Origin of the sequence: Georgfuchsia toluolica (assembly GCF_907163265.1) — a bacterium.
Lineage (GTDB): Bacteria > Pseudomonadota > Gammaproteobacteria > Burkholderiales > Rhodocyclaceae > Georgfuchsia > Georgfuchsia toluolica.
Genome location: NZ_CAJQUM010000001.1, coordinates 3,344,233 through 3,364,968, shown reverse-complemented (window position 1 = coordinate 3,364,968; position 20,736 = coordinate 3,344,233). Strand labels below are relative to the sequence as shown.

The window sequence follows — 20,736 nt, the reverse complement described above, 5'->3', positions numbered from 1 at the left end:
ACTTGCACCTTGAACCTCAGATATTTTTAGGATCGAACGCATCGCGCACCGCATCCGCAAACAGATTCGCCGCCAGCACCAGCGCAAACATGAAAGAGAAGGCTGCGGCCAGCGACCACCACACCATCGGTTCGCGCGCCAGTTCCATGCGCGCGGCATCGATCATGGTGCCGAAGCTGATGGTGGAGGGATCGACGCCGACGCCGACATAGGACAGCACCGCCTCGGCCAGCACCAGGCGCGAGAAATCCATCACCATGGTGATGAGCACGATATGCGCCAGGTTGGGCAGGATGTGGCGCAGCATCACGGTCAGGCGCGATATCCCAAACGCCTGCGCAGCCTGGACGTATTCCAGCTCGCGCAGCTTCAATGTCTCGCCGCGCAGCAGGCGACACAGCCCGGTCCAGCTGGTGACGCCCATGATGATGCAGAGCGCCAGCAGGCGCGCATCGGCGCGTTCCGCCGCCGAGGAAAACCAGCCCGGATGCGTATCGATGAAAACCTGCATCATCAATATCGCGGCCGCAATGAGCAGCACATCGGGAATCGAATTCAACGTGGTGTAGAGATACTGGATCGCATCGTCGACCCAGCCGCCGACGTAACCGGCGAGGATGCCGAGCAGCACCGCCGCCGGCAGCATGATGAGCGTGGTCAGCGTACCGAGCAGGAGGCCGGTGCGAATGCTCTTCAGCGAAAGGTAAAGCACGTCCTGCCCCACCTTGTCGGTACCGAGCACGTGATAGCCGCCTGCCAGTTCGGCCACGATGCCGCCGCAGAGCGCCACTGCCAGCAGCACGCCAAGCACGGGTCGCAGACGGCCCATCACTGCCGCACGATCATTTACCACGGGCACTTCCTTTGGTCGCCTGCGCCACAACCAGATCGCGGCCCAGATCGCGAACCAGGCCCCACCCCCCAGCGTGGCCCCCTTCAACACGCGCTGCGCAACATCCAGGCCATGGCTGATGTGACTCGTTGCGAGGCCGGCGCCGCCATGCTTGAGACGCGGGAAGACGCGCGTCATGCCGTCCTCGCTGACGTCCATTGAAAAGAGGTTCGTCGCCAGCGGCGCGGAATAGGTTTTCTCGGTATTGGTTCGCAGCGGCATCAGCACGGCATCGAGCGCGGAGAGCACCTCAACCGAATATTGGGCTTCGACAGGCCCTTCGGCTTTGCTCAGGACAGGCTCAGCCCGAACGGAGGCGTTAACGGTGGGTAATACAGGCCGGTAATGCAGCGAATCGAGCAGGCCGACCACGACGAACAGCGCCAGCAGCGTGGCCGACGCCATGCCGGTGCGGTTGCCGCCGACACGCCGCCATGCCGCGCGCAAGGGCTCGCTGTGCCAGGTGGACCATGCCAGCGCAACGCTGCCGAGCAGCAGCACCAGCAGCAGCGCGTCGGAAGCCAGCAGGACGGGTTTTATGCCGAGCACGCGCGCCCCTTTTCCTCGTCGTCCCCGCGCAGGCGGGGACCCAGCGACTTCCTCCACTGAAAGACACTGGATTCCCGCCTACGCGGGAATGACTGAAAGGAACCACCGCTTCGGGTGGCTTCGTCCCCGTGGAATGATGAACATTTGCTCATTTCAGCCGCACCCTGGGATCGACCAGCGTATATGACACATCGGTCAAGAGCAGGCCGAGGATGTAGAGCACCGTGCCGATGAACACCATGGCCCGCACCACGGCGAAATCCTGCGCCTGGATCGCCTCGATGGTGTAGCTGCCGAGGCCGGGAATGCCGAAGAAGGATTCGACCAGCAGGCTGCCCATGAACAACGCCGGGATCACCACCACGACGCCGGTCAGGATCGGCACCATGCCGTTCTTCAACACATGGCGGAACAGCACCGCGTTCTCGGTCAGGCCCTTGGCGCGCGCCGTGCGCACGTAGTCGCGGCCGATCTCTTCGAGGAAAATGGTGCGGTACCAGCGCGATCCGGCGCCGATGCCTCCGATCACGCTGATAACCACTGGCAGCAGCAGGAACTTGACGCCGTCGAACCCCGGCGCATAACCCGAAATCGGCACCCAATGCCAAACCTTGCTCACGATCCATTGCCCGCCGATGATGTAGAACAGGCCTGACACCGACATTAGCGCCACGCACAGCACCGTGCCGTAGATATCCAGCGCCGTACCGCGAAAGAACACCAGCAGCAAGGCGAACGACACCGTTACGAACAGGCTCAGCACAAAGGTCGGCACGGCAATCGCGAGCGACGGCCACATGCGATGGCGAATCTCGCGCGCGATGTCGCGGCCGTCGTCGGCGCGGCCGAAATCGAAGGCGAACATGCGCACCGATTTGGCATAAAAGATCGTGTCGGTGACGCGCGCCGCGCCCTGCCCCGCCGCATTCCACAGCAGCGGCTTGTCGTAGCCGCGCTCCGCCTTCCACTTCTGGATCGCCTCCGGCGTTACGCGCTTCACGCCCAGTTGCAGCCGCGCCATGTCATCCGGCGTATTGACCACGAAGAACAGCGCAAAGGTGATGAGATTCACCCCGATCAAAATCGGGATCGCATACAGCAGGCGGCGGACGAGATAGGCAAGCATCGGCTCGAACCGGGATCGATACCCGTTAATCCAGAAAAGTCATCACGAGGATATTCTTGTTTGTCATTCCCGCGAAAGCGGGAATCCAGGGTCTTGAAAAATCGCTGGATTCCGGCTCACCGCAAACCCGGTGTCCGGAATGACAGCGTAAATACCCTGCACCCGAAACATCGCGGGGCAGCCTCATGCGGCGATCACTTCCTCGTGCGTGAAATGCAGGCGGATCACGGCCGGTATATTGTCTTTGTCGAAATGGCAATGCACGGCATCACGGACGTTGGTATGCAAGGTGGCAATATCGTCCGCTTCGGTAAAAATGTCATCGTTGACGGCCTTGGCGATGTACCCGCCTTCGTCCGCCTCTTCCACGACAAAATGAATTTCAGACATGTCGGTCTCCAATCCAGCGCCCATCCGCTCTGGCGCCATTCTACCGGACTCGCCACACTAGGCCCGGCCCTCGCATTACACTTGCTCGGGCGCTCGTCCTCCCACGGGGATCCCACAGGGATTTCCGCTGGTCATTTCCTTCGGTCATTGCGAAGCCCCGAAGTCACCTCCCTCGCTCGGCGAGGGAGGCCGGGAGGGAGTGCCTCTCATTCGCCCAAAGGGCCGGGCTCAAGCCCGGCCCAATCTATCGATTGGGCTGACCACTCCTCGCCCACCTTTGTTCAGCACATGGGTATAGATCATGGTCGTGCTCACATCCGAATGGCCGAGCAATTCCTGCACCGTGCGGATGTCATAGCCGCCTTCGAGCAGATGCGTGGCAAAGGAATGGCGCAGCGTGTGCGGCGTCGCCGGCTTCGCCAGACCGGCATCGCGCACCGCCTGTTTCAAGGCCCGTTGCACCGCCTGATCCTGCAAATGATGCCGCCGCACGGTCCCCGAGCGCGGATCGACCGACAGCGACGCCGAAGGAAACACATACTGCCATCCCCACTCGCGAGTGGCGTTGGGGTATTTGCGCTCCAGCGCATAGGGCAGATATACCTCGCCTCCTCCCGCTTCCAGATCGCGCTCATGCAATCTGCGAACCTTGAGCAAATGCTCCTGCAAGGGCTGCTTGAGTACCAGAGGCAACACGGTGACGCGATCCTTGGCGCCCTTGCCATCCCTGACGAGAATTTCGTTGCGCTGAAAGTCAATGTCCTTGACCCGCAGCCGCAACGCCTCCATCACGCGCATGCCGGTACCGTAGAGCAAGTTGGCGATCAGCCAATGCGTACCCTCCAGTCTTGAAAGCAGGGACTGCACTTCATTCATGGTCAATACCACCGGCAAGCGTTTGGGAGCCTTGGCCTTTTCAACATTGTCCAGCCAGGGCAGCTCAAGCTCGAGTACCTCGCGATACAAAAACAGCAATGCGCTCTTGGCCTGATTTTGCGTCGAGGCCGCCACCTTGCCCTCCACTGCCAGATGAGTCAGGAATATCTCAACCTCGGCCGCCCCCAGATTTTTTGGATGACGCTTGCCAAAATGCCGGATGTATCGTTTAATCCAATCCAGATAAGATTGCTCGGTACGCAAGCTGTAATGTTTGAGGCGGATCTTGCCCCGCACCTGATCCAGTAGCCTGGGTTCCTGAGCCGCATTGCGCGCCGGTAGTCTTTCCATTTTTAGGCTCTACTAAAAAATGATGACTTTTTGATTCTAAAGCAAAAATGCATTTTTCAAAAATTTTATCCGGCGCCTTGATGGAAAGTTTTCCGTCTTTTAGGCAGCCGACTTTACGTTAGAGCGCATCATCAGTGCGCCCACTCTTTCACCTTCTCCGGCTCCGTCGAGGCATACACCGCTTGCCACTTCACTTCGCCGTTCGGGTTGCAAACGCAGTTTTGGCCCGCGCCGCAGCATGTTCGCCCGTCCGCTTGTTCCCATTGGGTGCCGCAGTTCTCGCACACCCAGCCGGTTCCGCCGCAGAGTTCGCAGGCCATATCAAGCCACCATCACGCTGAGGTCAATGTGGCCGGCGCTCGGGCGGTTGTCTGCCGTCCAGCAAATCGGGATCGAAACGGCAACTCGGCCGGCTGGCTTCACAGTCCAGTCGTAGTTTCCTTCCCGAGAAATGCCGCAGGCCACATAGGCAATAGCGTGCGCCAACTGGTCTTTGGTTGCGTGGCCTTCGACCCACGGCACCGCGATTAAGTCTAGGTCGCGTGTCATCGACCCGTGCAGCCCAATCGCATAGCCGAGTTCTCTTGCGGCTTCGCGAATCGCCGGAAGCACGCTACGGTAGAACTCTTTAAGTTCGTCTGTGGTGTGCACCTTCTTCCAGCGCACAGGAGGTTCATCTACCGCATCTCGTGCGTTGCACTCTATTTCTTCCATCGTTGCGTCGTTGCTGTGTGCTAGTTTGCTCATGTCGCCTCCGGTTTGCCTGCGCTCTAACAGTTCATTCCACCGGACCGCTGCGCGGCCGGGTGAATTCCGGCGTTAGGCATCTCTATATGGTGTCGTCACAATGATTAGCGAAAAAGCACAGTTTGAACTGAGGCATGTTCTGTACTGCGACCTCCTCGGTTTTTCCAAGTATGCAAAAAGTGAGTTCTTTGAAGCAGACAGGTGCTTCAGGCTTTTCAAGCAACTTGATGAATTGATCGCAGATGCTTCAAGGCACATAGGGGAAGATGATCCAGATGAGGTATCTGGCCGCAAGCCGGACTACATAGTAAGACCTGAAGTTATTTACTGTTCAGACAGCATAGTTATTTCAACGCCTGCAACAAACATCGATGCAATATGGCTCTTTGAGGCTGCAGCACGGATCCAAAATGGCATATGTGCCCACGGATTCCTTCTCAGGGGCTCAATTGTTACCGGAAATTTGTATCATTCTGGAAACACGATATTTGGCCCTGCCATTGTCGATGCTGTTGCAAAAGACAAATCAGGTGGCGCGCCCATCATCGTGATTGATGAAAATTCCCTTAAGCATTTTTGCTTGGCAAGCTCCGACGAAGATCGGGAGATCGTGAAAATCAGAAAGCATCAGCTTGTGGCAGAGGATGACCATGACGCCCCATACATTGACCCATTCTGGATGTTTAAAATTCATGCCAACCAAGAAAACATCCACGTCAATACACGCATCAACCTAGATTGTTGGAGATCTCTAATTGAGACCGGGCTGAAAAATAAAAACACCAGCATTCTTGGAAAATACACATGGATGGCAAATAGATTTAACAAAGTCATTTGCAACAAGGCAAGCAACATCAAGCCAATCGTTCTTCCAGCGCCAATCTAATACCAAAAATGCCTAACATGGCGCTCAACCTCGCTCCTTTCAGTCGCTGGACGCTGCGCGATAAAGCCGCGCAGCGCCGGTTAGCTCTACGTTAGGTCTACAACCCTCACTAGAAATGAAAAATATGAATTCTTGCAAAAGTAGCTGGTTGTTGGTCGCGGTACTGTCGTTCGTTGTGGCTGTGTTTTCATACAAATTTACCGTAGGGGAAGTTAAACCCTCTACTGATGGCAGATTGGCGGTCCAGTTGAGCAAAGACGAGCGCAACGCTTTGTTGCTGGAAATGCGAACTTGGCTACAAAACTCTCAGGGTATATTAGCCGCAGTATCCATAAATGACTTTGCAACTGCGACCAAAATCGCAAAATCTTCAGGAATGACAGCAGAAGCTGACGTACCTGGCACATTGTTTAGAAAAATCCCTCTTGAAATGAAAAAACTGGGGTTTGATACACGGCAAAAATTCGATGAAATTGCCATTGATGCTGAAAGGCTGAAAGATAGTCAACACACCATCAAACAGCTAAGCACTGCTATGAATAACTGTATTGCCTGTCATGCAACTTATCGTTTTGCTGATACAGAAAAATGAATGCAACCAACGCCTAACCCTTCCATCAAGCGGGACGCGCTAAAGCACGCCCCTTATGTCAAACGTTGGGCGGCACGGGATGGCGGCCCCTCTCAGCAGGGAACAGAGTAAACTGAGTCGTAGGTAGTCTTAGGCCATAAGGAATCGGCTATCAGGCTGATCCACGGGTTCACACTGGGGCCGCAGGGCCTCTCCTTTCGGTACGCCTGTACCACTCTGCAAGCAGTTGGAGCTCGCGACGCCCATGCTCGCGAGTATCGATCATCAGCAAAAGGGGAACAGCAATGAAGCCCGCACCTATTCCCAGCGACGAGTCAGATCGGCTTTCTGAGCTAAGGGCGCTCAATATCCTGGACACACCCCGCGAACTGCGGTTCGATAGGATCACCGAATTGGTGGCCGATGTCTTCGGCGTGCCCATGGTCTTTCTCACCTTGGTGGACGGTGACCGACAGTGGTTCAAGTCCACCCACGGCATCAACGTCGAAGCCACCCCACGCGATGTCGGCTTCTGCGCGCACGCTATGCTCGAACCTGAGGAAATGGTCGTACCGAATGCCACCAAAGATGTCAGGTTTGCGGACAACCCGTTTGTCACTGGGGAGTTTCATCTGCGTTTTTATGCGGGCGTACCGCTCCACGGTCCGAACGGGAAAGGCATCGGTGCTCTGTCTCTCGTTGACACCGAGCCTCGCGAGTTCTCTCCTAAGCAAATAGAGCAGCTGAAGAAGTTTGCGGCGATCGTCGAAGGCGAAATCGCTCATTAGGATCAGGTTCGCTCGAACGAGCTACAGGGTTGCTCAGTGGCCGCCCAACCATGCAATGCACCGGAGCGGCAACAGCCGGCTTCGCCGCCTCTTGCCGCCCGGTGATTGCAGACGTTAGGTCTACAACCCTCACTAGAAATGAAAAATATGAATTCTTGCAAAAGTAGCTGGTTGTTGGTCGCGGTACTGTCGTTCGTTGTGGCTGTGTTTTCATACAAATTTACCGTAGGGGAAGTTAAACCCTCTACTGATGGCAGATTGGCGGTCCAGTTGAGCAAAGACGAGCGCAACGCTTTGTTGCTGGAAATGCGAACTTGGCTACAAAACTCTCAGGGTATATTAGCCGCAGTATCCATAAATGACTTTGCAACTGCGACCAAAATCGCAAAATCTTCAGGAATGGCAGCAGAAGCTGACGTACCTGGCACATTGTTTAGAAAAATCCCTCTTGAAATGAAAAAACTGGGGTTTGATACACGGCAAAAATTCGATGAAATTGCCATTGATGCTGAAAGGCTGAAAGATAGTCAACACACCATCAAACAGCTAAGCACTGCTATGAATAACTGTATTGCCTGTCATGCAACTTATCGTTTTGCTGATACAGAAAAATGAATGCAACCAACGCCTAACCCTTCCATCAAGCGGGACGCGCTAAAGCGCGCCCCTTATGTCAAACGTTAGGCTTCTAATTTGACTTTAGGAGGACTCGAAAAATGGCAGGAGCACTTCGATTCATCATTGTCCCGAAAGTCGCACATCCCTGGTTCGACGAGGTAAACAAAGGTGCGCAGGCTCAGGCCGAAATCCTAAGCCGTGAGCTTGGTGTCGAGATTGTGGTTGACTATATACCACCATCAATTGTCGACGTCGTCGAGCAGAACGCGATCCTGGAAAAGGCCGCCAGGAGTCGCCCGAGTGGCATCGCTATAGATCCGGTTGAGGCAGTAGGCCATATGACGGCGGTCAACCGCATCAGGGATCAGGGTATTCCGGTGGTTCTCTTCGACTCACCATCGCCAGATGCCAGCATCACCAGCGTTGGCAACAACTTTTCTCAGCAGGGGATCATTGCGTCCGAGCGTCTCGTCAAGCTGATTGGGTACGCTGGCAAAGTAGCTGTGATGCAGGGATATCCCACGGCACCAAACCATAAAGAACGATACGAAGCCCAGATGGCTGTATTGAGGAAATATCCTAGTATAACTATTGTAGACGGTGGCATTGACAATGACGACATTGAGACTGCCCGCCAACAAGCTTCGGCTGTTCTCAAATCGCATCCCGATCTAAGTGGTTACTTGTGCTGCGATGCTTCCGGTCCGATAGGCATCGCAACCGCCATCAAAAAGGCTGGGAAGGCCGGCAAAGTTAAAGTAGTCAGCATGGATGGAATCAAGCCGATACTCGATGCCATTAAAGAAGGCGTGATCGAGTCATCCTCAGCAACCATTCCAAAAATGCAAGGCTCGATGTCAGTCCTGATGTTGTGGCAAGCATCGCTGGGCGTTCAGATGCCTCAGGCTATTGATACAGGCATTGACGTGATTACGCAAGAGAACGTGGATAGATATCTAGCTGATGCACTCTAAAGACCCGATAGCGCTTGGCTGCCCCTCAACACCAATTGGCAATTGAGTGTAAATAGTTCATGCCTAACAACTCCATCAACTCGGACGTGCAAAAGCGCCGCTCCACTCTGCTTTTGCACGCCGGTTATGGCGAACGTTAGCCCGACTTCTTTCCTCCCCGGAGTATTCATGGGTAAGCAACATCAAGAACTTTCGCAAGAGCATATTGCCTTTATCAAGGCACAGAAAATATATTTTGTCGGCACCGCGACTGAGGCTGGACGGGTTAGCGTTTCACCCAAAGGCATGGATTCGCTCGTAGTTCTCGGGAGCAACCGCATTGCTTGGCTCAATGCGACCGGTAGCGGAAACGAGACATCAACGCATATTCAGTCCAATCCGCGCATGACCGTTATGTTCTGCGCTTTTGAGGGAAAGCCTCTGGTTTTAAGACTCTACGGCAAGGCAAAGGTGCTCCATCGATCCGACCGAGAGTGGAATGAACTTATCTCAGTGTTCAAACCTCTGCCTGGCACGCGTCAGATCTTCGACGTGGCAGTGGACCTCGTGCAAAGCTCCTGCGGCATGTCCATTCCCTACTTCGATTACGCAGGCGAACGAGAGCTGTTGAATGATTGGGCGACAAAAAAAGGGGAAGAAGGTATCCGCCAATACTGGGCTGACAAGAACCAGGTGAGCATCGATGGTCACGCTACCAATATCGTTGCAAAGTCGGGCTAACCCATCATTTGGGACGGACGCCTATCGGCGCCGCTCAACTCCACGCTAGATGCCGCATGTGAGGGACCTCATGGACGTCATGTTGAAGCGAGCTTATGAACATCCAGCCAAAACCGACGGTAAGCGGATTCTTGTAGATCGGCTCTGGCCGCGTGGATTGGCCAAGGTCAAAGCTAAGATCGACCTCTGGCTAAAAGACGTGGCACCATCCACCGAGCTTCGCCAATGGTTTGGGCATGACCCAGAGAAATGGCCGGAGTTCAAAATGCGATATCGCGCTGAGCTGAAAAATAATCCCGCATTGTCAGAGCTACAAACTCTTTCGCGTCAAGGAAACATCACCCTTATTTACGCAGCCAGGGATCAGTTGCACAATGAGGCGGTGGTGCTCAAGCAGATCCTGGATCGCAGCACCTAACAATTCATATATGGACTCCCCCGAAAATCAAGACTGACCGATAGGTTTGGCTTTGGGGTAGCGTATGGGTAATAGGGGACGGTAATAGGGGACAGACCACGTTTTTCTGCTATTCCTTGGCCATCGCTTTCCTCTAGTTGTTGTTATGCCCCGTCGAGCCCGCCTTGGCATTCCCGGCATTCCCTGGCACATCATCCAGCGCGGCAATAACCGCGCCGCCTGCTTTTACGCCGAAGCGGATTACCTGTTCTACCTTGAGCATCTCGAGCGCTGGCGCGACGCTTCGGCTGCGCGGTCCATGCTTATGTGCTTATGACGAACCATGTTCATCTGCTGCTGACTCCGCAACGGGCGGACAGCGCCAGCCTGTCGATGAAGCATCCGGGACAGCGTTATGTGCAGTACGTCAATCGCAGCTACCGGCGCTCAGGCACCCTTTGGGAAGGCCGCTTCCGCCCCTGCTAGACCCAGAGCGAAGATTATGTGTTGGCCTGTTATCGTTATATCGAATTGAACCCGAAACGGGCGGGCATGGTTCGCCACCCGCGCGACTATCGCTGGTCAAGCTATCAGTCAAATGCTCTGGGCAAGGTCAATAACTTGCTTACACCGCATGAGCAGTATCTGCGGCTGGGAAACGACGAAGCTGAACGGCGAAAGAACTATCGGGAACTGTTCAAGGCGCACATTGATCCGGAAACGCTGGATCAAATCCACTCGGCGACGAATGGAAATTATGTATTGGGGGAAGCGCGGTTCCAGCAGGAGATCGAAAAGATCCTTGGCCGGCGCACGACGCGCGGTCAGGCGGGCAGGCCAAAAAATGAAACCACTCTTGCATCAGAACGGGGACTTGCTCTGAGGGCAGGATAATCGTAGTGTGTCCCCCATTCCGCTATTCCGATATGTCCCCTATTCCGTTCGTCCCCTATTCCGCCCTACTAAATGATGATCAGCAGGCCGGTCAACTTAACGCTAATCGTCGCGATCAACTTCTCAATTCACGGTAGCCGCCATGAGACACAGTGAAAGACACAGAACGCACCGAACCGGCTGGCTCCGTGCCGCGGTTCTCGGCGCGAACGACGGTATCGTTTCCACTGCCAGCCTTGTCCTGGGCGTCGCGGCAGCAGACGCAGGCGCTCAGGGCATCCTGGTTGCAGGAGTTGCCGGCCTTGTCGCCGGCGCCATGTCAATGGCTGCCGGCGAATATGTCTCAGTCAGTTCGCAAGCCGATACCGAACGCGCCGATCTGGAGCGCGAGAGCAAAGAGTTGGTTGCGAACCCCAAGCAGGAACACGCAGAACTGATGTCCATTTACGTTAAGCGCGGACTCGATGAGACACTGGCCTCAACCGTTGCCAGCCAACTCATGCAGCATGACGCACTGGGCGCACATGCACGAGACGAACTGGGCATATCCGACACCTTGGCCGCGCGGCCGGTGCAGGCTGCTCTGGCCTCGGCGGCTACGTTCGCGGTGGGGGCTGCCCTGCCGCTACTGATGGTTCTCTTGTTCCCGGTTGCCGCACTTATGTGGGGCGTCGCCGGCAGTTCGCTCCTCTTTCTAGCGTTATTGGGCTTCCTGGCTGCACGTGCAGGGGGCGCACCCGTGATTGCGTCTGTCGCGCGTGTTACTTTTTGGGGGACGTTGGCAATGGCATTGACCGCTGGAGTCGGTGCCCTTTTTGGGGTGGCCGCCTGAGATTCCTGGTGTCGGGGAACTGATGTGGCAGAGGCCGACCCGCTTTGCGAAAAGGGGGCGACTGCCGGGGCGAGCCCCGGCCATCGGACGTTGATAAGTCACTGGATTCCCGCTCTCCGACTAAAGCATTCGGGGACAGGCTTCGCGGGAAGTCCCTGCGGGATGACTGCCCGTCCCTACAACTGCGGATTAAGCCGTTCCGCTACCGAGCGTAATTTGTTCAGCGCATTGATGTAGGCGCGTGCCGAAGCGACGATGATGTCCGTATCGGCGCCGAGGCCATTCACGATGCGGCTGCCCTTGGCCAGACGCACGGTCACTTCGCCCTGCGCATCGGTGCCGGTAGTGATTGCGTTGACCGAATAGAGCTGCAGGTCGGCGTCGCTCCTGGCCACGCTCTCGATGGCCTTGAAGGCGGCATCCACCGGGCCGCTGCCTTGCGCCTCGGCACGATGCTCGGCGCCGCCGGCGGACAGCGTGATCATGGCATGGGGCGTTTCGCCGGTCTCGGAATGGAAGGCGGATGCCACGAGCTTGTAGTACTCGTCTTCCGGCGTGACGACATCTTCCGACATGAGGGCATGCAAGTCTTCATCGAAGATCTCGTGCTTTTTGTCGGCGAGTTCCTTGAAGCGAGTGAAAGCCGTGTTCAGCACCTGTTCCGAATCGACCTCGATGCCGAGTTCCTTGAGGCGCGCGCGGAAGGCCGTGCGCCCGGAATGCTTGCCGAGCACGAGCTTGTTGGTATTCCAGCCGACGTCTTCGGCACGCATGATTTCGTAGGTCTCGCGATGCTTGAGCACGCCGTCCTGATGAATGCCGGATTCGTGGGCGAAGGCGTTGGCGCCGACGATAGCCTTGTTGGGCTGGACCGGAAAGCCGGTGACGCTGGAAACCAGCTTCGAGGCTGGCACGATATGGGTGGCGTCAATGCGGGTGTCGCAGGGGAAGATGTCCTGCCGCGTGCGCACCGCCATGACGACTTCTTCCAGCGCCGCGTTGCCGGCACGCTCACCGAGGCCGTTGATGGTGCATTCGACCTGGCGCGCGCCGGCGATGACCGCAGCGAGCGAGTTGGCGACGGCGAGGCCGAGGTCGTTGTGGCAATGCACCGACCAGATCACCTTGTCCGAATTCGGCACGCGCTCGCGCAACTGACAGATACGATCGGCATACTGCCGGGGCACGTTGTAGCCGACGGTATCGGGAATGTTGATGGTCGTCGCGCCTTCCTTGATCACCGTCTCGACGATGCGGCACAGGAAATCCATCTCGGAACGCCCAGCGTCCTCGCAGGAGAATTCCACATCATCGATGCCGTTGCGGGCGAAGCGCACGGCGTTCTTCGCCGCGATGATGACGTCCTCGGGCGCCATGCGCAATTTCTTTTCCATATGCAGCGGACTGGTCGCGATGAAGGTATGGATGCGCCCGGCGCGCGCCGGCTTCAGCGCTTCGAGTGCGCGCGAAATATCCTGGTCCGAGGTGCGGCACAAGGCGGCGATGCGGCTGTCCTTGATGGCCTCGGCCACCGACCGGACCGCCTCGAAGTCGCCGTTCGACGCGGCCGGGAAGCCGGCTTCGATGATATCGACGTGCATTTTTTCCAGTTGTCGCGCAATGCGCAATTTTTCTTCGCGCGTCATCGAGGCGCCGGGGCTTTGTTCGCCGTCGCGCAAGGTGGTATCGAAAATGATCAATTGTTCTTTTGCCATGATTCTCTCCAGCGAAACCAAAATAAGCGGTGCCGGCGGACTGTTTCACCGGCCATGCAGATACTCGAATTGTGGGGGATGTTTTTAGCGCGCGCGGCGCAGCAGCGGCAGCAGTTTGGCACGCAACGGCTGGCGCGCCAGCAGGGCGCCGGCAAGAAGCAGGAACAACGCAGCGAAGAGGAGATTCGCAAACATGGTTCGACTATAAACGCTTTATTTCGGCCCTGCAACCGTTAATATAAAGAGAAGAGCCGCGGAGCGGCTCACGGCGTTCCCCTCGCCCGCGTAGCGGGAGAGAGGTTAAGGATGAGGGAAACGGACATGACTCTGGTCATGTCCGTTTGTGCCGGCTCAGCCAGCTCCAGGCCGAGAATACATAACCGGACAGGGCGTAACCGAGGAACAGCGCGAACAGCACGCCGGGGGGGTAGCTCGATACCAAGGCAAAGAACAAGGCGATGCCGGCAATGAAGATGAAAGGCACGCTGCGCCGCAGATTGATGTCTTTCCCCGCGTAATAGCGGATGTTGCTGACCATGGTGAGGCCGGCGAATATGGTCAGGATGCAAACGTACCAGCGCGCTTCGTCGCCGCGCCAGCCATAGTCGATCATGACCCAGACCAGGCCGGCGATCAGCGCGGCGGCGGCCGGGCTCGGCATGCCCTGGAAGAAGCGTTTGTCATGGAGCTTGCCGCCCTCCTCGATCTGGGTATTGAAGCGCGCCAGGCGCAACGCCGCCCCGGCGCAGTAGATGAAGGCCGCGATCCAGCCCAGCTTGCCCATACCCTTCAACGCCCATTCGTAGGCGACGAGCGCGGGCGCCACGCCAAACGACACCATGTCGGACAGTGAGTCGTATTCGGCGCCAAAAGCGCTTTGCGTGTGCGTGAGGCGGGCAACCCGGCCATCGATGCCGTCGAGCACCATGGCAATGAAGATGGCAACGGCGGCAATCTCGAACCGGCCGTTCATGGCCTGCACGATGGCGAAAAAACCGCCAAACAGTGCCGCCGTTGTAAACAGGTTGGGCAGTATGTAGATGCCGCGGCGGCGAAGTACGGGGTTTGCCAATACCTTGTTGCGGGGAATCACCGGCATGAATATTCGACCACGAGTTGAATGCCGCTATTGTAATCGGCTATGTTGGCGGGTGTTGGATGTGATAGACGCGGTACGAAGTGATTCATTCTTAACGAGCGCAGCGAGCAAGTAGTCACCTCCCCCGCGAGGGGGAGGATGGGAGGGGGCGGGGCTTCATGCCTTTGCGCTCTTTAATGCTCAGGGGTAGTGCTGGCGACCATGCGCGCTATGGCAATTCGGCCAGTACCGTGCTGGTCGCCCTGACTTTCTCGCCAATGACGACCTTGACACGCGAATCGGGCGGCAGGTACACATCGACGCGCGAACCGAAGCGGATGAAGCCGTAGCGCTGGCCCCGGGCCAGTCTGGCGCCTGCATCCACGTAGCAGAGGATGCGGCGCGCGATCAGGCCAGCCACCTGCACACAGGTGACGTCCTGTCCCTTCGCATTACGCAAATGCAGCGCATTGCGTTCGTTCTCGACCGAGGCCTTGTCCAGCGCCGCATTGACGAAGGCGCCGGGGTGATACCAGCGCTGGATCACCACGCCGTCGATGGGGCTGCGATTCGAATGCACATTGAATACGTTCATGAACACGCTGAGCTTGAGCGTATCGCGCTGCAGCCAGGGGTCGCGCGCCGGTACGATGGCGACGATGCGGCCGTCGGCGGGCGACAGTACATCCTTCTCGCCGGTCGGCACCTGGCGCGGCGGATCGCGGAAGAACTGCAATACGAACAGGGAAATGATCCACAGCGGAATTGACCAGCACCAGCCGTTCATTACCGTCACCAGTATCGACGCGGCCACCGCGGCGCCGAGAAACGGCCAGCCTTCGCGGGCGATCAGCGGGTGAGGATATTGAGGTTTCATGCCTTGCGCTTGGTGTAAAAAGAAACGGCGCCCACTGTAATATCGAGAGCAGCGAGCTGATCAGTAGCCCCGCCCCCCAGGTACGGGGGTGGGGGGCGATCAATTTTGCCTTTGCGCATTTACATCCTCGGTGGTAACACTAGCAATCTTGCGCGCTAGACGACAAGGGCACAGCGACGCTGTGCCCTGTTTGAATAAACGTCAAGCAACAATCAGTTCTTGCTCTGATCGACCAGTTTGTTCTTCCTGATCCAGGGCATCATCTCGCGCAGCTTGGCCCCAACCTGTTCGATCGGATGCGCGGCGGTGAGGCGGCGGCGCGCCGTCATCTCGGGGTAGTTGGTGCGGCCTTCGAGGATGAAACGCTTGGCATAATCGCCGCTCTGGATGTTGGCCAGGGCCTCCTTCATGGCGGCGCGCGCCTCACCCGCGATCACCTTGGGTCCGGTCACATACTCGCCGTATTCGGCATTGTTCGAGATCGAGTAGTTCATGTTGGCGATGCCGCCTTCGTAGATCAGGTCGACGATCAGCTTCACTTCATGCAGGCATTCGAAATAGGCCATCTCGGGCGCATAGCCGGCTTCGGTCAGGGTTTCGTAGCCGGCCTTGATCAGCTCGACCACGCCGCCGCACAGCACCGCCTGCTCGCCGAACAGATCGGTCTCGGTCTCTTCGCGGAAGTTGGTTTCGATCACGCCGCCCTTGGTGCCGCCGTTGGCAGCAGCATAGGACAGGGCCAGATCCTTGGCCTTGCCCGACTGGTCCTGATATACCGCGATCAGCGACGGCACGCCGCCGCCCTTGAGGTATTCGGAACGCACGGTATGGCCGGGGCCCTTGGGCGCGATCATGATGACATCCAGATCGGCACGCGGCACCACCTGGTTGTAATGGACGTTGAAGCCGTGGGCAAAAGCCAGCACGCCGCCTTGCTTGATGTTGGGCTCGACATCCTGGTAATACACCTGCGGAATGTTTTCATCGGGCAGCAGGATCATCACCACATCGGCAGCCTTGACCGCCTTGGCGACTTCTTCCACCTTGTGTCCGGCCTTGCTGGCCTTGTCCCAGGAAGCACCGTCCTTGCGCAGGCCAACCGTCACCTTGACGCCGGAATCCTTCAGGTTTTGCGCGTGGGCGTGGCCCTGCGAACCATAGCCGACGATAGTGACCTTCTTGCCCTTGATCAGGGAAAGGTCGGCATCCTTGTCGTAATAAACTTTCATGTACTGCCCTTTCAGCTTCAGACTTTGAGAATTCGGTCGCCGCGGCCGATGCCACAAACGCCGGTACGAACGGTTTCGAGAATCAGTGCGCGATCGATGGCTTCGATGAAGGCATCGAGCTTGGCGCTGTTACCGGTCAGTTCTATGGCATAGGTTGAATCGGTCACGTCAATGATGCGGCCGCGGAAGATATCAGAAATCCGCTTCAATTCCTCGCGATCCTTGCCCATGGCGCGTACCTTGACCAGCATCAATTCGCGTTCGATGTGCGCGGCCTCGGACAAATCCACCACCTTGACCACATCGATCAGCTTGTTGAGCTGCTTGGTGATCTGTTCGATCACATCGTCGGAACCGATGCTGACGATGGTCATGCGTGACATGGAGGGATCTTCGGTCGGCGCCACGGTCAGCGATTCGATGTTGTAGGCGCGTGCCGAGAACAGTCCGGAGACGCGCGACAGCGCCCCGGCTTCGTTTTCGAGAAGAATGGAAATAATGTGTCTCATCATTTACAGGTCCTCGGCCAGAATCATTTCCGACAAACCCCTGCCGGCCGCGATCATCGGAAACACATTGGCTTCCTGGTCAGTGATGAAATCCATGAATACCAGTTCGTCCTTGTGAGTGGTAAATGCCTCGCGCAATGCAGACTCGACATCCTGTGGCCGCTCGATGCGCATACCGACATGACCATAAGCCTCGGCCAGCTTGACGAAGTCGGGCAAGGCGTCGACATAGGATTCGGAATAGCGGTTGCCGTGGAACATCTGCTGCCACTGGCGCACCATGCCGAGATAGCGGTTGTTGAGGTTGATGATCTTGATCGGCAGGCGGTACTGCTTCGCCGTGGACAATTCCTGGATGCACATCTGGATCGAACCTTCGCCGGTGATGCAGGCGACTGTCGCTCCGGGGTTGGCGAGGGTGACACCCATCGCAAAGGGCAGGCCGACTCCCATGGTGCCAAGACCGCCCGAGTTGATCCAGCGCCGCGGCTTGTCGAAACCGTAGAACTGGGCGGCGAACATCTGGTGCTGGCCCACGTCCGACGTGATAAAGGCATTGCCCTTGGTCACTTCGAAAAGTTTTTGCACCACGTACTGCGGCATGATCAGGTCCTTGCCCTGCTTGAATTTCAGGCATTGCCGGGCACGCCACTCCTCGATCTGCTTCCACCACGCCGAAATGCCTTGCGCGGCCCGACTTAGACCAATGGCATCGATCTGGACCAGCATGTCCTCCAGCACATCCCCCACATTGCCGACAATGGGCACATCCACTTTCACGCGCTTGGAAATCGACGAGGGATCGATGTCGATGTGGATGATCTTGCGCTTGACCTGGCCGAAATGATCCGGGCTGCCGATCACACGGTCATCGAAGCGGGCGCCGACGGCAATCAGAACGTCGCAATTCTGCATCGCCAGGTTGGCTTCAACAGTGCCGTGCATGCCCAGCATGCCAAGAAATTGCGGGTCGCTGGCCGGATAGGCGCCGAGGCCCATCAAGGTATTGGTGATCGGGTAGCCTAGCTTGCGTGTGAAACGGGTCAGCACATCCGAGGCGTTTGACAAAATAACCCCGCCGCCGGTATAGATCATCGGCCGCTTTGCGCTCTGCAGCAGTTGCACCGCCTTTTTGATCTGGCCGCCGTGGCCCTTGATGACTGGGTTGTAGGAACGCATCGAGATCGTTTCCGGATACTCGAAAACGCAGGTTTGCGCCGTCACGTCCTTCGGAATATCGATCAGCACCGGACCGGGACGGCCGGTATTTGCCAGGTAGAAGGCCTTTTTCATCGTAATGGCAAGGTCCTTCACATTCTTGACCAGGAAATTGTGCTTCACGCAAGGGCGGGTAATGCCCACCGCGTCGCATTCCTGAAAGGCATCCAGGCCGATCGCCGCGGTCGGCACTTGGCCGCTGATCACCACCAGCGGAATCGAGTCCATGTAGGCCGTGGCAATGCCGGTCACGGCATTGGTAACGCCGGGGCCGGACGTCACCATGCAGACACCGACCTTGTTCGACGAACGCGAATAGGCATCGGCGGCATGTACCGCCGCCTGTTCATGCCGTACCAGGATATGTTTAACCTTGTTCTGTTTGAACAGTTCGTCGTAGAGGTAAAGTACAGAACCGCCCGGATAGCCAAAAATATGCTTGACCTTTTCTTCCTGGAGGCACCTGATTACGATTTCCGCACCCGTAAGCAACTTGTCATTTGCCATATACTGTTGCGCCCGCAAAATACGCTAGAAAGCCCATAACCTTAGCGGCTCGCCTGCTCTAGGTCAAGGTTTTTCAAGTAATTACCAACCCTGCATGGTGAATGGTCTTCCAGGTTGTGGCTACCCGTAACGAACTTTCCGAATTTCTTGCCGCGGTCGAGCGGCGCGCTTTCAAGCAGGCGCAGTTTGCCGTACGCAACGAAGAAACCGCGCTCGACATCGTGCAGGATGCCATGCTGAAGCTGGCCGAGCGCTATGGAGATCGTCCCGCGAATGAACTGCCGCCGCTGTTTCAGCGCATTCTGCAGAACACCATCAAGGACCATTATCGCCGCCAGAAAGTACGTTCGATGTGGACGACGCTGCTCTCCAGCCTGGGCGGGGGCGACGGCGACGAAGAATCCCATCCGCTGGATACTCTTCTCGTCGAGGATGGGGCAAATGCCGGCGAAACGCCCCACGGCCGGCTGTTGCAGACGCAAGTCCTTGCTATCATTGAGCAGGAAATCGCCCAATTGCCCTTGCGTCAACGCCAAGCCTTCCTCATGCGTTACTGGGAAGAGATGGATATTGCTGAAACTGCTGTCGCCATGGGATGTTCGGAAGGAAGTGTCAAAACCCACTGTTCGCGCGCTACCCAGACACTGGCTTCGGCGCTCAAGGCACGGGGCGTGGAATTATGAAGATTAATTTGGAAGGCATGCAAAAAATCAGGCAGGCGCTGGATTCCGGCGCCGCCAGCCTTGACTCGTCCATCGCAACGCGCCTGGCCAAGGTGCGCTATAACGCGCTGGATCATCAAAAGAAGGTGGCCGCTACAAGTCTTAGCCTGGCCGGCATTGGCTCTGGCATGGGGAATATTCTGCTGCCCCGCTTCCCCCGCATGCTGGTGGCGATTGCCGCCCTGACTTTGGGCATTGCCGGCACCTACTACTTGAACGCATTCGATCAAGCTGACGAAAACGCTGATGTCGATAGCGCCCTGCTCGCCGATGATCTTCCCATCGACGCTTATACGGATCACGGTTTCCAGACATGGCTAGAGCATTCGTCGCAATCCTCGCCGCAATAACGCTGTCGTTTGCGTTGCCGGGACTGGCGGCTGTCACGATCGGGCCGCTGACACAACCCAGATGGTCAGAACTTACGCCCCAACAGCAACAAATATTAGCCCCGCTGGCTAAGGACTGGGATGGATTTGGCACCACCCGGCGCAAGAAGTGGCTGAACATCGCCAGTCGCTATCCCGCGATGACGCCTGAACAGCAGCAAAGAGTCCAGACCCAGATGAAGCCGTGGGCCAGCCTGACACCGGCAGAGCGCGACGCGGCGCGCGCCAACTTCAAGAAGAAAAAAAAGGAAGCGCCAGAACAACGCGAAGCCCGGCGCAAAAAATGGGAACAGTACCAAGCCCTGCCCGAATCCGAAAAAAAGAAATTCAGGGAAAAGGCCGTCAGGAAAAACCTGCCCCGGCAAACCGGCAACCCGCCTGTCGCCAAACCGTCAAAACATCCAGCACCACTGGGGGTTCCGGCGCTTTCTGGCACTGTGCCGGCGCAGTGACGCCGAGCCTTGGCCGGCGTCTGGCGAGCGCGGCCTACGACTCTCTTCTATTGCTGGGCGTGGTTGCCGTGGCATTGGTACTGCCGCACACGCTGATTGGCCTGCTTTTCCATGTCATTGCGCCCGGCCCGGTGCTGGTTGCGCACCTGATTATTGTGCTCGCCTGCTACTTCCTCTGGCACTGGCGTCACGGCGGCCAGACCCTGGCCATGCAAACCTGGAAAATCCGCCTGACTTCTGTCACCGGCGCAGCACCGTCCTGGCGACAACTGATACTGCGTTTCCTGCTGATCTGGCCGAGCATCGGCTGTTACGGCGCGGGGCTGGTATGGGCCCTGTTCGATCGCGACCGGCAATTCCTGCATGATCGTCTGGCAGGAACGCGTATTGTCTTTAAACGATAATTCTTGAAAAACAATTAGCCACAGA

At 57.2% G+C, this 20,736-nt stretch carries 26 protein-coding genes; 14 read left to right on the top strand and 12 right to left on the bottom strand.

Going from position 1 to position 20,736, the window contains the following annotated elements; translation table 11 throughout:
• Positions 1–16: 16 nt before the first annotated feature.
• The 5 genes from K5E80_RS15930 to K5E80_RS15910 form a co-directional block, all read right to left on the bottom strand.
• Positions 17–1,441 (bottom strand): ABC transporter permease, encoded by a 1,425-nt coding sequence (locus K5E80_RS15930; protein ID WP_246591016.1) that lies wholly within the window; start codon positions 1,439–1,441, stop codon positions 17–19.
• A gap of 148 nt (positions 1,442–1,589) precedes the next feature.
• Positions 1,590–2,567: an ABC transporter permease gene (locus K5E80_RS15925; protein ID WP_220637081.1), complete on the bottom strand. Its 978-nt coding sequence runs from the start codon at positions 2,565–2,567 to the stop codon at positions 1,590–1,592.
• A gap of 183 nt (positions 2,568–2,750) precedes the next feature.
• On the bottom strand, positions 2,751–2,957 hold the full coding sequence (locus K5E80_RS15920; protein ID WP_220637080.1) for a hypothetical protein: 207 nt from the start codon (positions 2,955–2,957) through the stop codon (positions 2,751–2,753).
• A 228-nt stretch (positions 2,958–3,185) separates the two neighbouring features.
• A complete protein-coding gene (locus tag K5E80_RS15915; protein WP_220637079.1) occupies positions 3,186–4,184 on the bottom strand; it encodes an integron integrase in 999 nt (332 codons plus the stop codon).
• Positions 4,185–4,505: 321 nt separating this feature from the next.
• Positions 4,506–4,931: a hypothetical protein gene (locus tag K5E80_RS15910; protein ID WP_220637078.1), complete on the bottom strand. Its 426-nt coding sequence runs from the start codon at positions 4,929–4,931 to the stop codon at positions 4,506–4,508.
• 100 nt (positions 4,932–5,031) lie between these two features.
• On the opposite strand from K5E80_RS15910, the gene K5E80_RS15905 reads away from it, so the two are divergent.
• The 7 genes from K5E80_RS15905 to K5E80_RS15875 all read left to right on the top strand — a co-directional run bounded on the left by K5E80_RS15905 (position 5,032) and on the right by K5E80_RS15875 (position 9,906).
• Complete coding sequence (locus tag K5E80_RS15905; RefSeq protein WP_220637077.1) at positions 5,032–5,817, top strand: hypothetical protein; 786 nt, start codon at positions 5,032–5,034, stop codon at positions 5,815–5,817.
• Between the two features lie 247 nt (positions 5,818–6,064).
• Positions 6,065–6,409, top strand: a complete 345-nt coding sequence (locus K5E80_RS15900) for a hypothetical protein (protein WP_246591015.1) — start codon at positions 6,065–6,067, stop codon at positions 6,407–6,409.
• A 284-nt stretch (positions 6,410–6,693) separates the two neighbouring features.
• Positions 6,694–7,176: a GAF domain-containing protein gene (locus K5E80_RS15895; protein WP_220637076.1), complete on the top strand. Its 483-nt coding sequence runs from the start codon at positions 6,694–6,696 to the stop codon at positions 7,174–7,176.
• A 270-nt stretch (positions 7,177–7,446) separates the two neighbouring features.
• Positions 7,447–7,791 (top strand): hypothetical protein, encoded by a 345-nt coding sequence (locus tag K5E80_RS15890; RefSeq protein ID WP_246591014.1) that lies wholly within the window; start codon positions 7,447–7,449, stop codon positions 7,789–7,791.
• Positions 7,792–7,892: 101 nt separating this feature from the next.
• A complete protein-coding gene (locus K5E80_RS15885; protein WP_220637075.1) occupies positions 7,893–8,768 on the top strand; it encodes a substrate-binding domain-containing protein in 876 nt (291 codons plus the stop codon).
• Positions 8,769–8,936: 168 nt separating this feature from the next.
• A complete protein-coding gene (locus K5E80_RS15880) occupies positions 8,937–9,488 on the top strand; it encodes a pyridoxamine 5'-phosphate oxidase family protein (RefSeq protein ID WP_220637074.1) in 552 nt (183 codons plus the stop codon).
• A 70-nt stretch (positions 9,489–9,558) separates the two neighbouring features.
• Complete coding sequence (locus K5E80_RS15875) at positions 9,559–9,906, top strand: DUF488 domain-containing protein (RefSeq protein ID WP_220637073.1); 348 nt, start codon at positions 9,559–9,561, stop codon at positions 9,904–9,906.
• Between the two features lie 133 nt (positions 9,907–10,039).
• Here K5E80_RS15875 and K5E80_RS16995 read toward each other — a convergent pair whose 3' ends face one another.
• Positions 10,040–10,168: a hypothetical protein gene (locus K5E80_RS16995; protein ID WP_281420322.1), complete on the bottom strand. Its 129-nt coding sequence runs from the start codon at positions 10,166–10,168 to the stop codon at positions 10,040–10,042.
• A gap of 50 nt (positions 10,169–10,218) precedes the next feature.
• On the opposite strand from K5E80_RS16995, the gene K5E80_RS15870 reads away from it, so the two are divergent.
• The 3 genes from K5E80_RS15870 (at position 10,219) to K5E80_RS15860 (ending at position 11,611) form a co-directional block, all read left to right on the top strand.
• Positions 10,219–10,371, top strand: a complete 153-nt coding sequence (locus tag K5E80_RS15870; RefSeq protein ID WP_246591013.1) for a hypothetical protein — start codon at positions 10,219–10,221, stop codon at positions 10,369–10,371.
• A 21-nt stretch (positions 10,372–10,392) separates the two neighbouring features.
• Positions 10,393–10,779, top strand: a complete 387-nt coding sequence (locus K5E80_RS15865; RefSeq protein WP_220637071.1) for a hypothetical protein — start codon at positions 10,393–10,395, stop codon at positions 10,777–10,779.
• 142 nt (positions 10,780–10,921) lie between these two features.
• Positions 10,922–11,611: a VIT1/CCC1 transporter family protein gene (locus K5E80_RS15860; RefSeq protein ID WP_220637070.1), complete on the top strand. Its 690-nt coding sequence runs from the start codon at positions 10,922–10,924 to the stop codon at positions 11,609–11,611.
• A 176-nt stretch (positions 11,612–11,787) separates the two neighbouring features.
• Here K5E80_RS15860 and K5E80_RS15855 read toward each other — a convergent pair whose 3' ends face one another.
• The 6 genes from K5E80_RS15855 to K5E80_RS15830 form a co-directional block, all read right to left on the bottom strand.
• A complete protein-coding gene (locus tag K5E80_RS15855; protein WP_220637069.1) occupies positions 11,788–13,326 on the bottom strand; it encodes a 2-isopropylmalate synthase in 1,539 nt (512 codons plus the stop codon).
• A 331-nt stretch (positions 13,327–13,657) separates the two neighbouring features.
• The gene (gene pssA / locus K5E80_RS15850; protein ID WP_220637068.1) at positions 13,658–14,425 is read right to left on the bottom strand and encodes a CDP-diacylglycerol--serine O-phosphatidyltransferase; all 768 of its coding nucleotides are present in this window, start codon (positions 14,423–14,425) and stop codon (positions 13,658–13,660) included.
• A gap of 208 nt (positions 14,426–14,633) precedes the next feature.
• A complete protein-coding gene (locus K5E80_RS15845; RefSeq protein WP_220637067.1) occupies positions 14,634–15,281 on the bottom strand; it encodes a phosphatidylserine decarboxylase in 648 nt (215 codons plus the stop codon).
• A gap of 212 nt (positions 15,282–15,493) precedes the next feature.
• Positions 15,494–16,510, bottom strand: a complete 1,017-nt coding sequence (ilvC, locus tag K5E80_RS15840; protein WP_220637066.1) for a ketol-acid reductoisomerase — start codon at positions 16,508–16,510, stop codon at positions 15,494–15,496.
• 17 nt (positions 16,511–16,527) lie between these two features.
• Complete coding sequence (gene ilvN, locus K5E80_RS15835; RefSeq protein WP_220637370.1) at positions 16,528–17,019, bottom strand: acetolactate synthase small subunit; 492 nt, start codon at positions 17,017–17,019, stop codon at positions 16,528–16,530.
• A gap of 3 nt (positions 17,020–17,022) precedes the next feature.
• Positions 17,023–18,744 (bottom strand): acetolactate synthase 3 catalytic subunit, encoded by a 1,722-nt coding sequence (locus K5E80_RS15830; RefSeq protein WP_220637065.1) that lies wholly within the window; start codon positions 18,742–18,744, stop codon positions 17,023–17,025.
• Positions 18,745–18,845: 101 nt separating this feature from the next.
• Here K5E80_RS15830 and K5E80_RS15825 point away from each other — a divergent pair, with 101 nt between their 5' ends.
• The 4 genes from K5E80_RS15825 to K5E80_RS15815 are packed head-to-tail and all read left to right on the top strand — an operon-like array spanning position 18,846 to position 20,711.
• Positions 18,846–19,427 (top strand): RNA polymerase sigma factor, encoded by a 582-nt coding sequence (locus tag K5E80_RS15825; protein ID WP_246591012.1) that lies wholly within the window; start codon positions 18,846–18,848, stop codon positions 19,425–19,427.
• Complete coding sequence (locus K5E80_RS15820; protein ID WP_220637064.1) at positions 19,424–19,816, top strand: DUF3619 family protein; 393 nt, start codon at positions 19,424–19,426, stop codon at positions 19,814–19,816. Before K5E80_RS15825 ends, K5E80_RS15820 begins: the two co-directional genes overlap by 4 nt.
• Complete coding sequence (locus K5E80_RS16860) at positions 19,780–20,307, top strand: DUF3106 domain-containing protein (protein ID WP_246591011.1); 528 nt, start codon at positions 19,780–19,782, stop codon at positions 20,305–20,307. Before K5E80_RS15820 ends, K5E80_RS16860 begins: the two co-directional genes overlap by 37 nt.
• Entirely contained in the window at positions 20,304–20,711 is a 408-nt protein-coding gene (locus K5E80_RS15815; RefSeq protein WP_246591010.1) for an RDD family protein, read from the top strand. The genes K5E80_RS16860 and K5E80_RS15815 overlap by 4 nt, the downstream gene beginning before the upstream one ends.
• The last annotated feature ends 25 nt before the right edge of the window (positions 20,712–20,736 follow it).

What these genes read in the sequence shown, in the direction of transcription:
- K5E80_RS15925 (WP_220637081.1), bottom strand. Translation starts at nt 2,567, where the DNA reads ATGCTTGCCTATCTCGTCCGCCGCCTGCTGTATGCGATCCCGATTTTG.
- K5E80_RS15920 (WP_220637080.1), bottom strand. Translation starts at nt 2,957, where the DNA reads ATGTCTGAAATTCATTTTGTCGTGGAAGAGGCGGACGAAGGCGGGTAC.
- K5E80_RS15915 (WP_220637079.1), bottom strand. Translation starts at nt 4,184, where the DNA reads ATGGAAAGACTACCGGCGCGCAATGCGGCTCAGGAACCCAGGCTACTG.
- K5E80_RS15910 (WP_220637078.1), bottom strand. Translation starts at nt 4,931, where the DNA reads ATGAGCAAACTAGCACACAGCAACGACGCAACGATGGAAGAAATAGAG.
- K5E80_RS15905 (WP_220637077.1), top strand. Translation starts at nt 5,032, where the DNA reads ATGATTAGCGAAAAAGCACAGTTTGAACTGAGGCATGTTCTGTACTGC.
- K5E80_RS15895 (WP_220637076.1), top strand. Translation starts at nt 6,694, where the DNA reads ATGAAGCCCGCACCTATTCCCAGCGACGAGTCAGATCGGCTTTCTGAG.
- K5E80_RS15885 (WP_220637075.1), top strand. Translation starts at nt 7,893, where the DNA reads ATGGCAGGAGCACTTCGATTCATCATTGTCCCGAAAGTCGCACATCCC.
- K5E80_RS15880 (WP_220637074.1), top strand. Translation starts at nt 8,937, where the DNA reads ATGGGTAAGCAACATCAAGAACTTTCGCAAGAGCATATTGCCTTTATC.
- K5E80_RS15875 (WP_220637073.1), top strand. Translation starts at nt 9,559, where the DNA reads ATGGACGTCATGTTGAAGCGAGCTTATGAACATCCAGCCAAAACCGAC.
- K5E80_RS16995 (WP_281420322.1), bottom strand. Translation starts at nt 10,168, where the DNA reads ATGCTCAAGGTAGAACAGGTAATCCGCTTCGGCGTAAAAGCAGGCGGC.
- K5E80_RS15870 (WP_246591013.1), top strand. Translation starts at nt 10,219, where the DNA reads ATGACGAACCATGTTCATCTGCTGCTGACTCCGCAACGGGCGGACAGC.
- K5E80_RS15860 (WP_220637070.1), top strand. Translation starts at nt 10,922, where the DNA reads ATGAGACACAGTGAAAGACACAGAACGCACCGAACCGGCTGGCTCCGT.
- K5E80_RS15855 (WP_220637069.1), bottom strand. Translation starts at nt 13,326, where the DNA reads ATGGCAAAAGAACAATTGATCATTTTCGATACCACCTTGCGCGACGGC.
- pssA (WP_220637068.1), bottom strand. Translation starts at nt 14,425, where the DNA reads ATGCCGGTGATTCCCCGCAACAAGGTATTGGCAAACCCCGTACTTCGC.
- K5E80_RS15845 (WP_220637067.1), bottom strand. Translation starts at nt 15,281, where the DNA reads ATGAAACCTCAATATCCTCACCCGCTGATCGCCCGCGAAGGCTGGCCG.
- ilvC (WP_220637066.1), bottom strand. Translation starts at nt 16,510, where the DNA reads ATGAAAGTTTATTACGACAAGGATGCCGACCTTTCCCTGATCAAGGGC.
- ilvN (WP_220637370.1), bottom strand. Translation starts at nt 17,019, where the DNA reads ATGAGACACATTATTTCCATTCTTCTCGAAAACGAAGCCGGGGCGCTG.
- K5E80_RS15830 (WP_220637065.1), bottom strand. Translation starts at nt 18,744, where the DNA reads ATGGCAAATGACAAGTTGCTTACGGGTGCGGAAATCGTAATCAGGTGC.
- K5E80_RS15825 (WP_246591012.1), top strand. Translation starts at nt 18,846, where the DNA reads ATGGTCTTCCAGGTTGTGGCTACCCGTAACGAACTTTCCGAATTTCTT.
- K5E80_RS15820 (WP_220637064.1), top strand. Translation starts at nt 19,424, where the DNA reads ATGAAGATTAATTTGGAAGGCATGCAAAAAATCAGGCAGGCGCTGGAT.
- K5E80_RS16860 (WP_246591011.1), top strand. Translation starts at nt 19,780, where the DNA reads ATGGCTAGAGCATTCGTCGCAATCCTCGCCGCAATAACGCTGTCGTTT.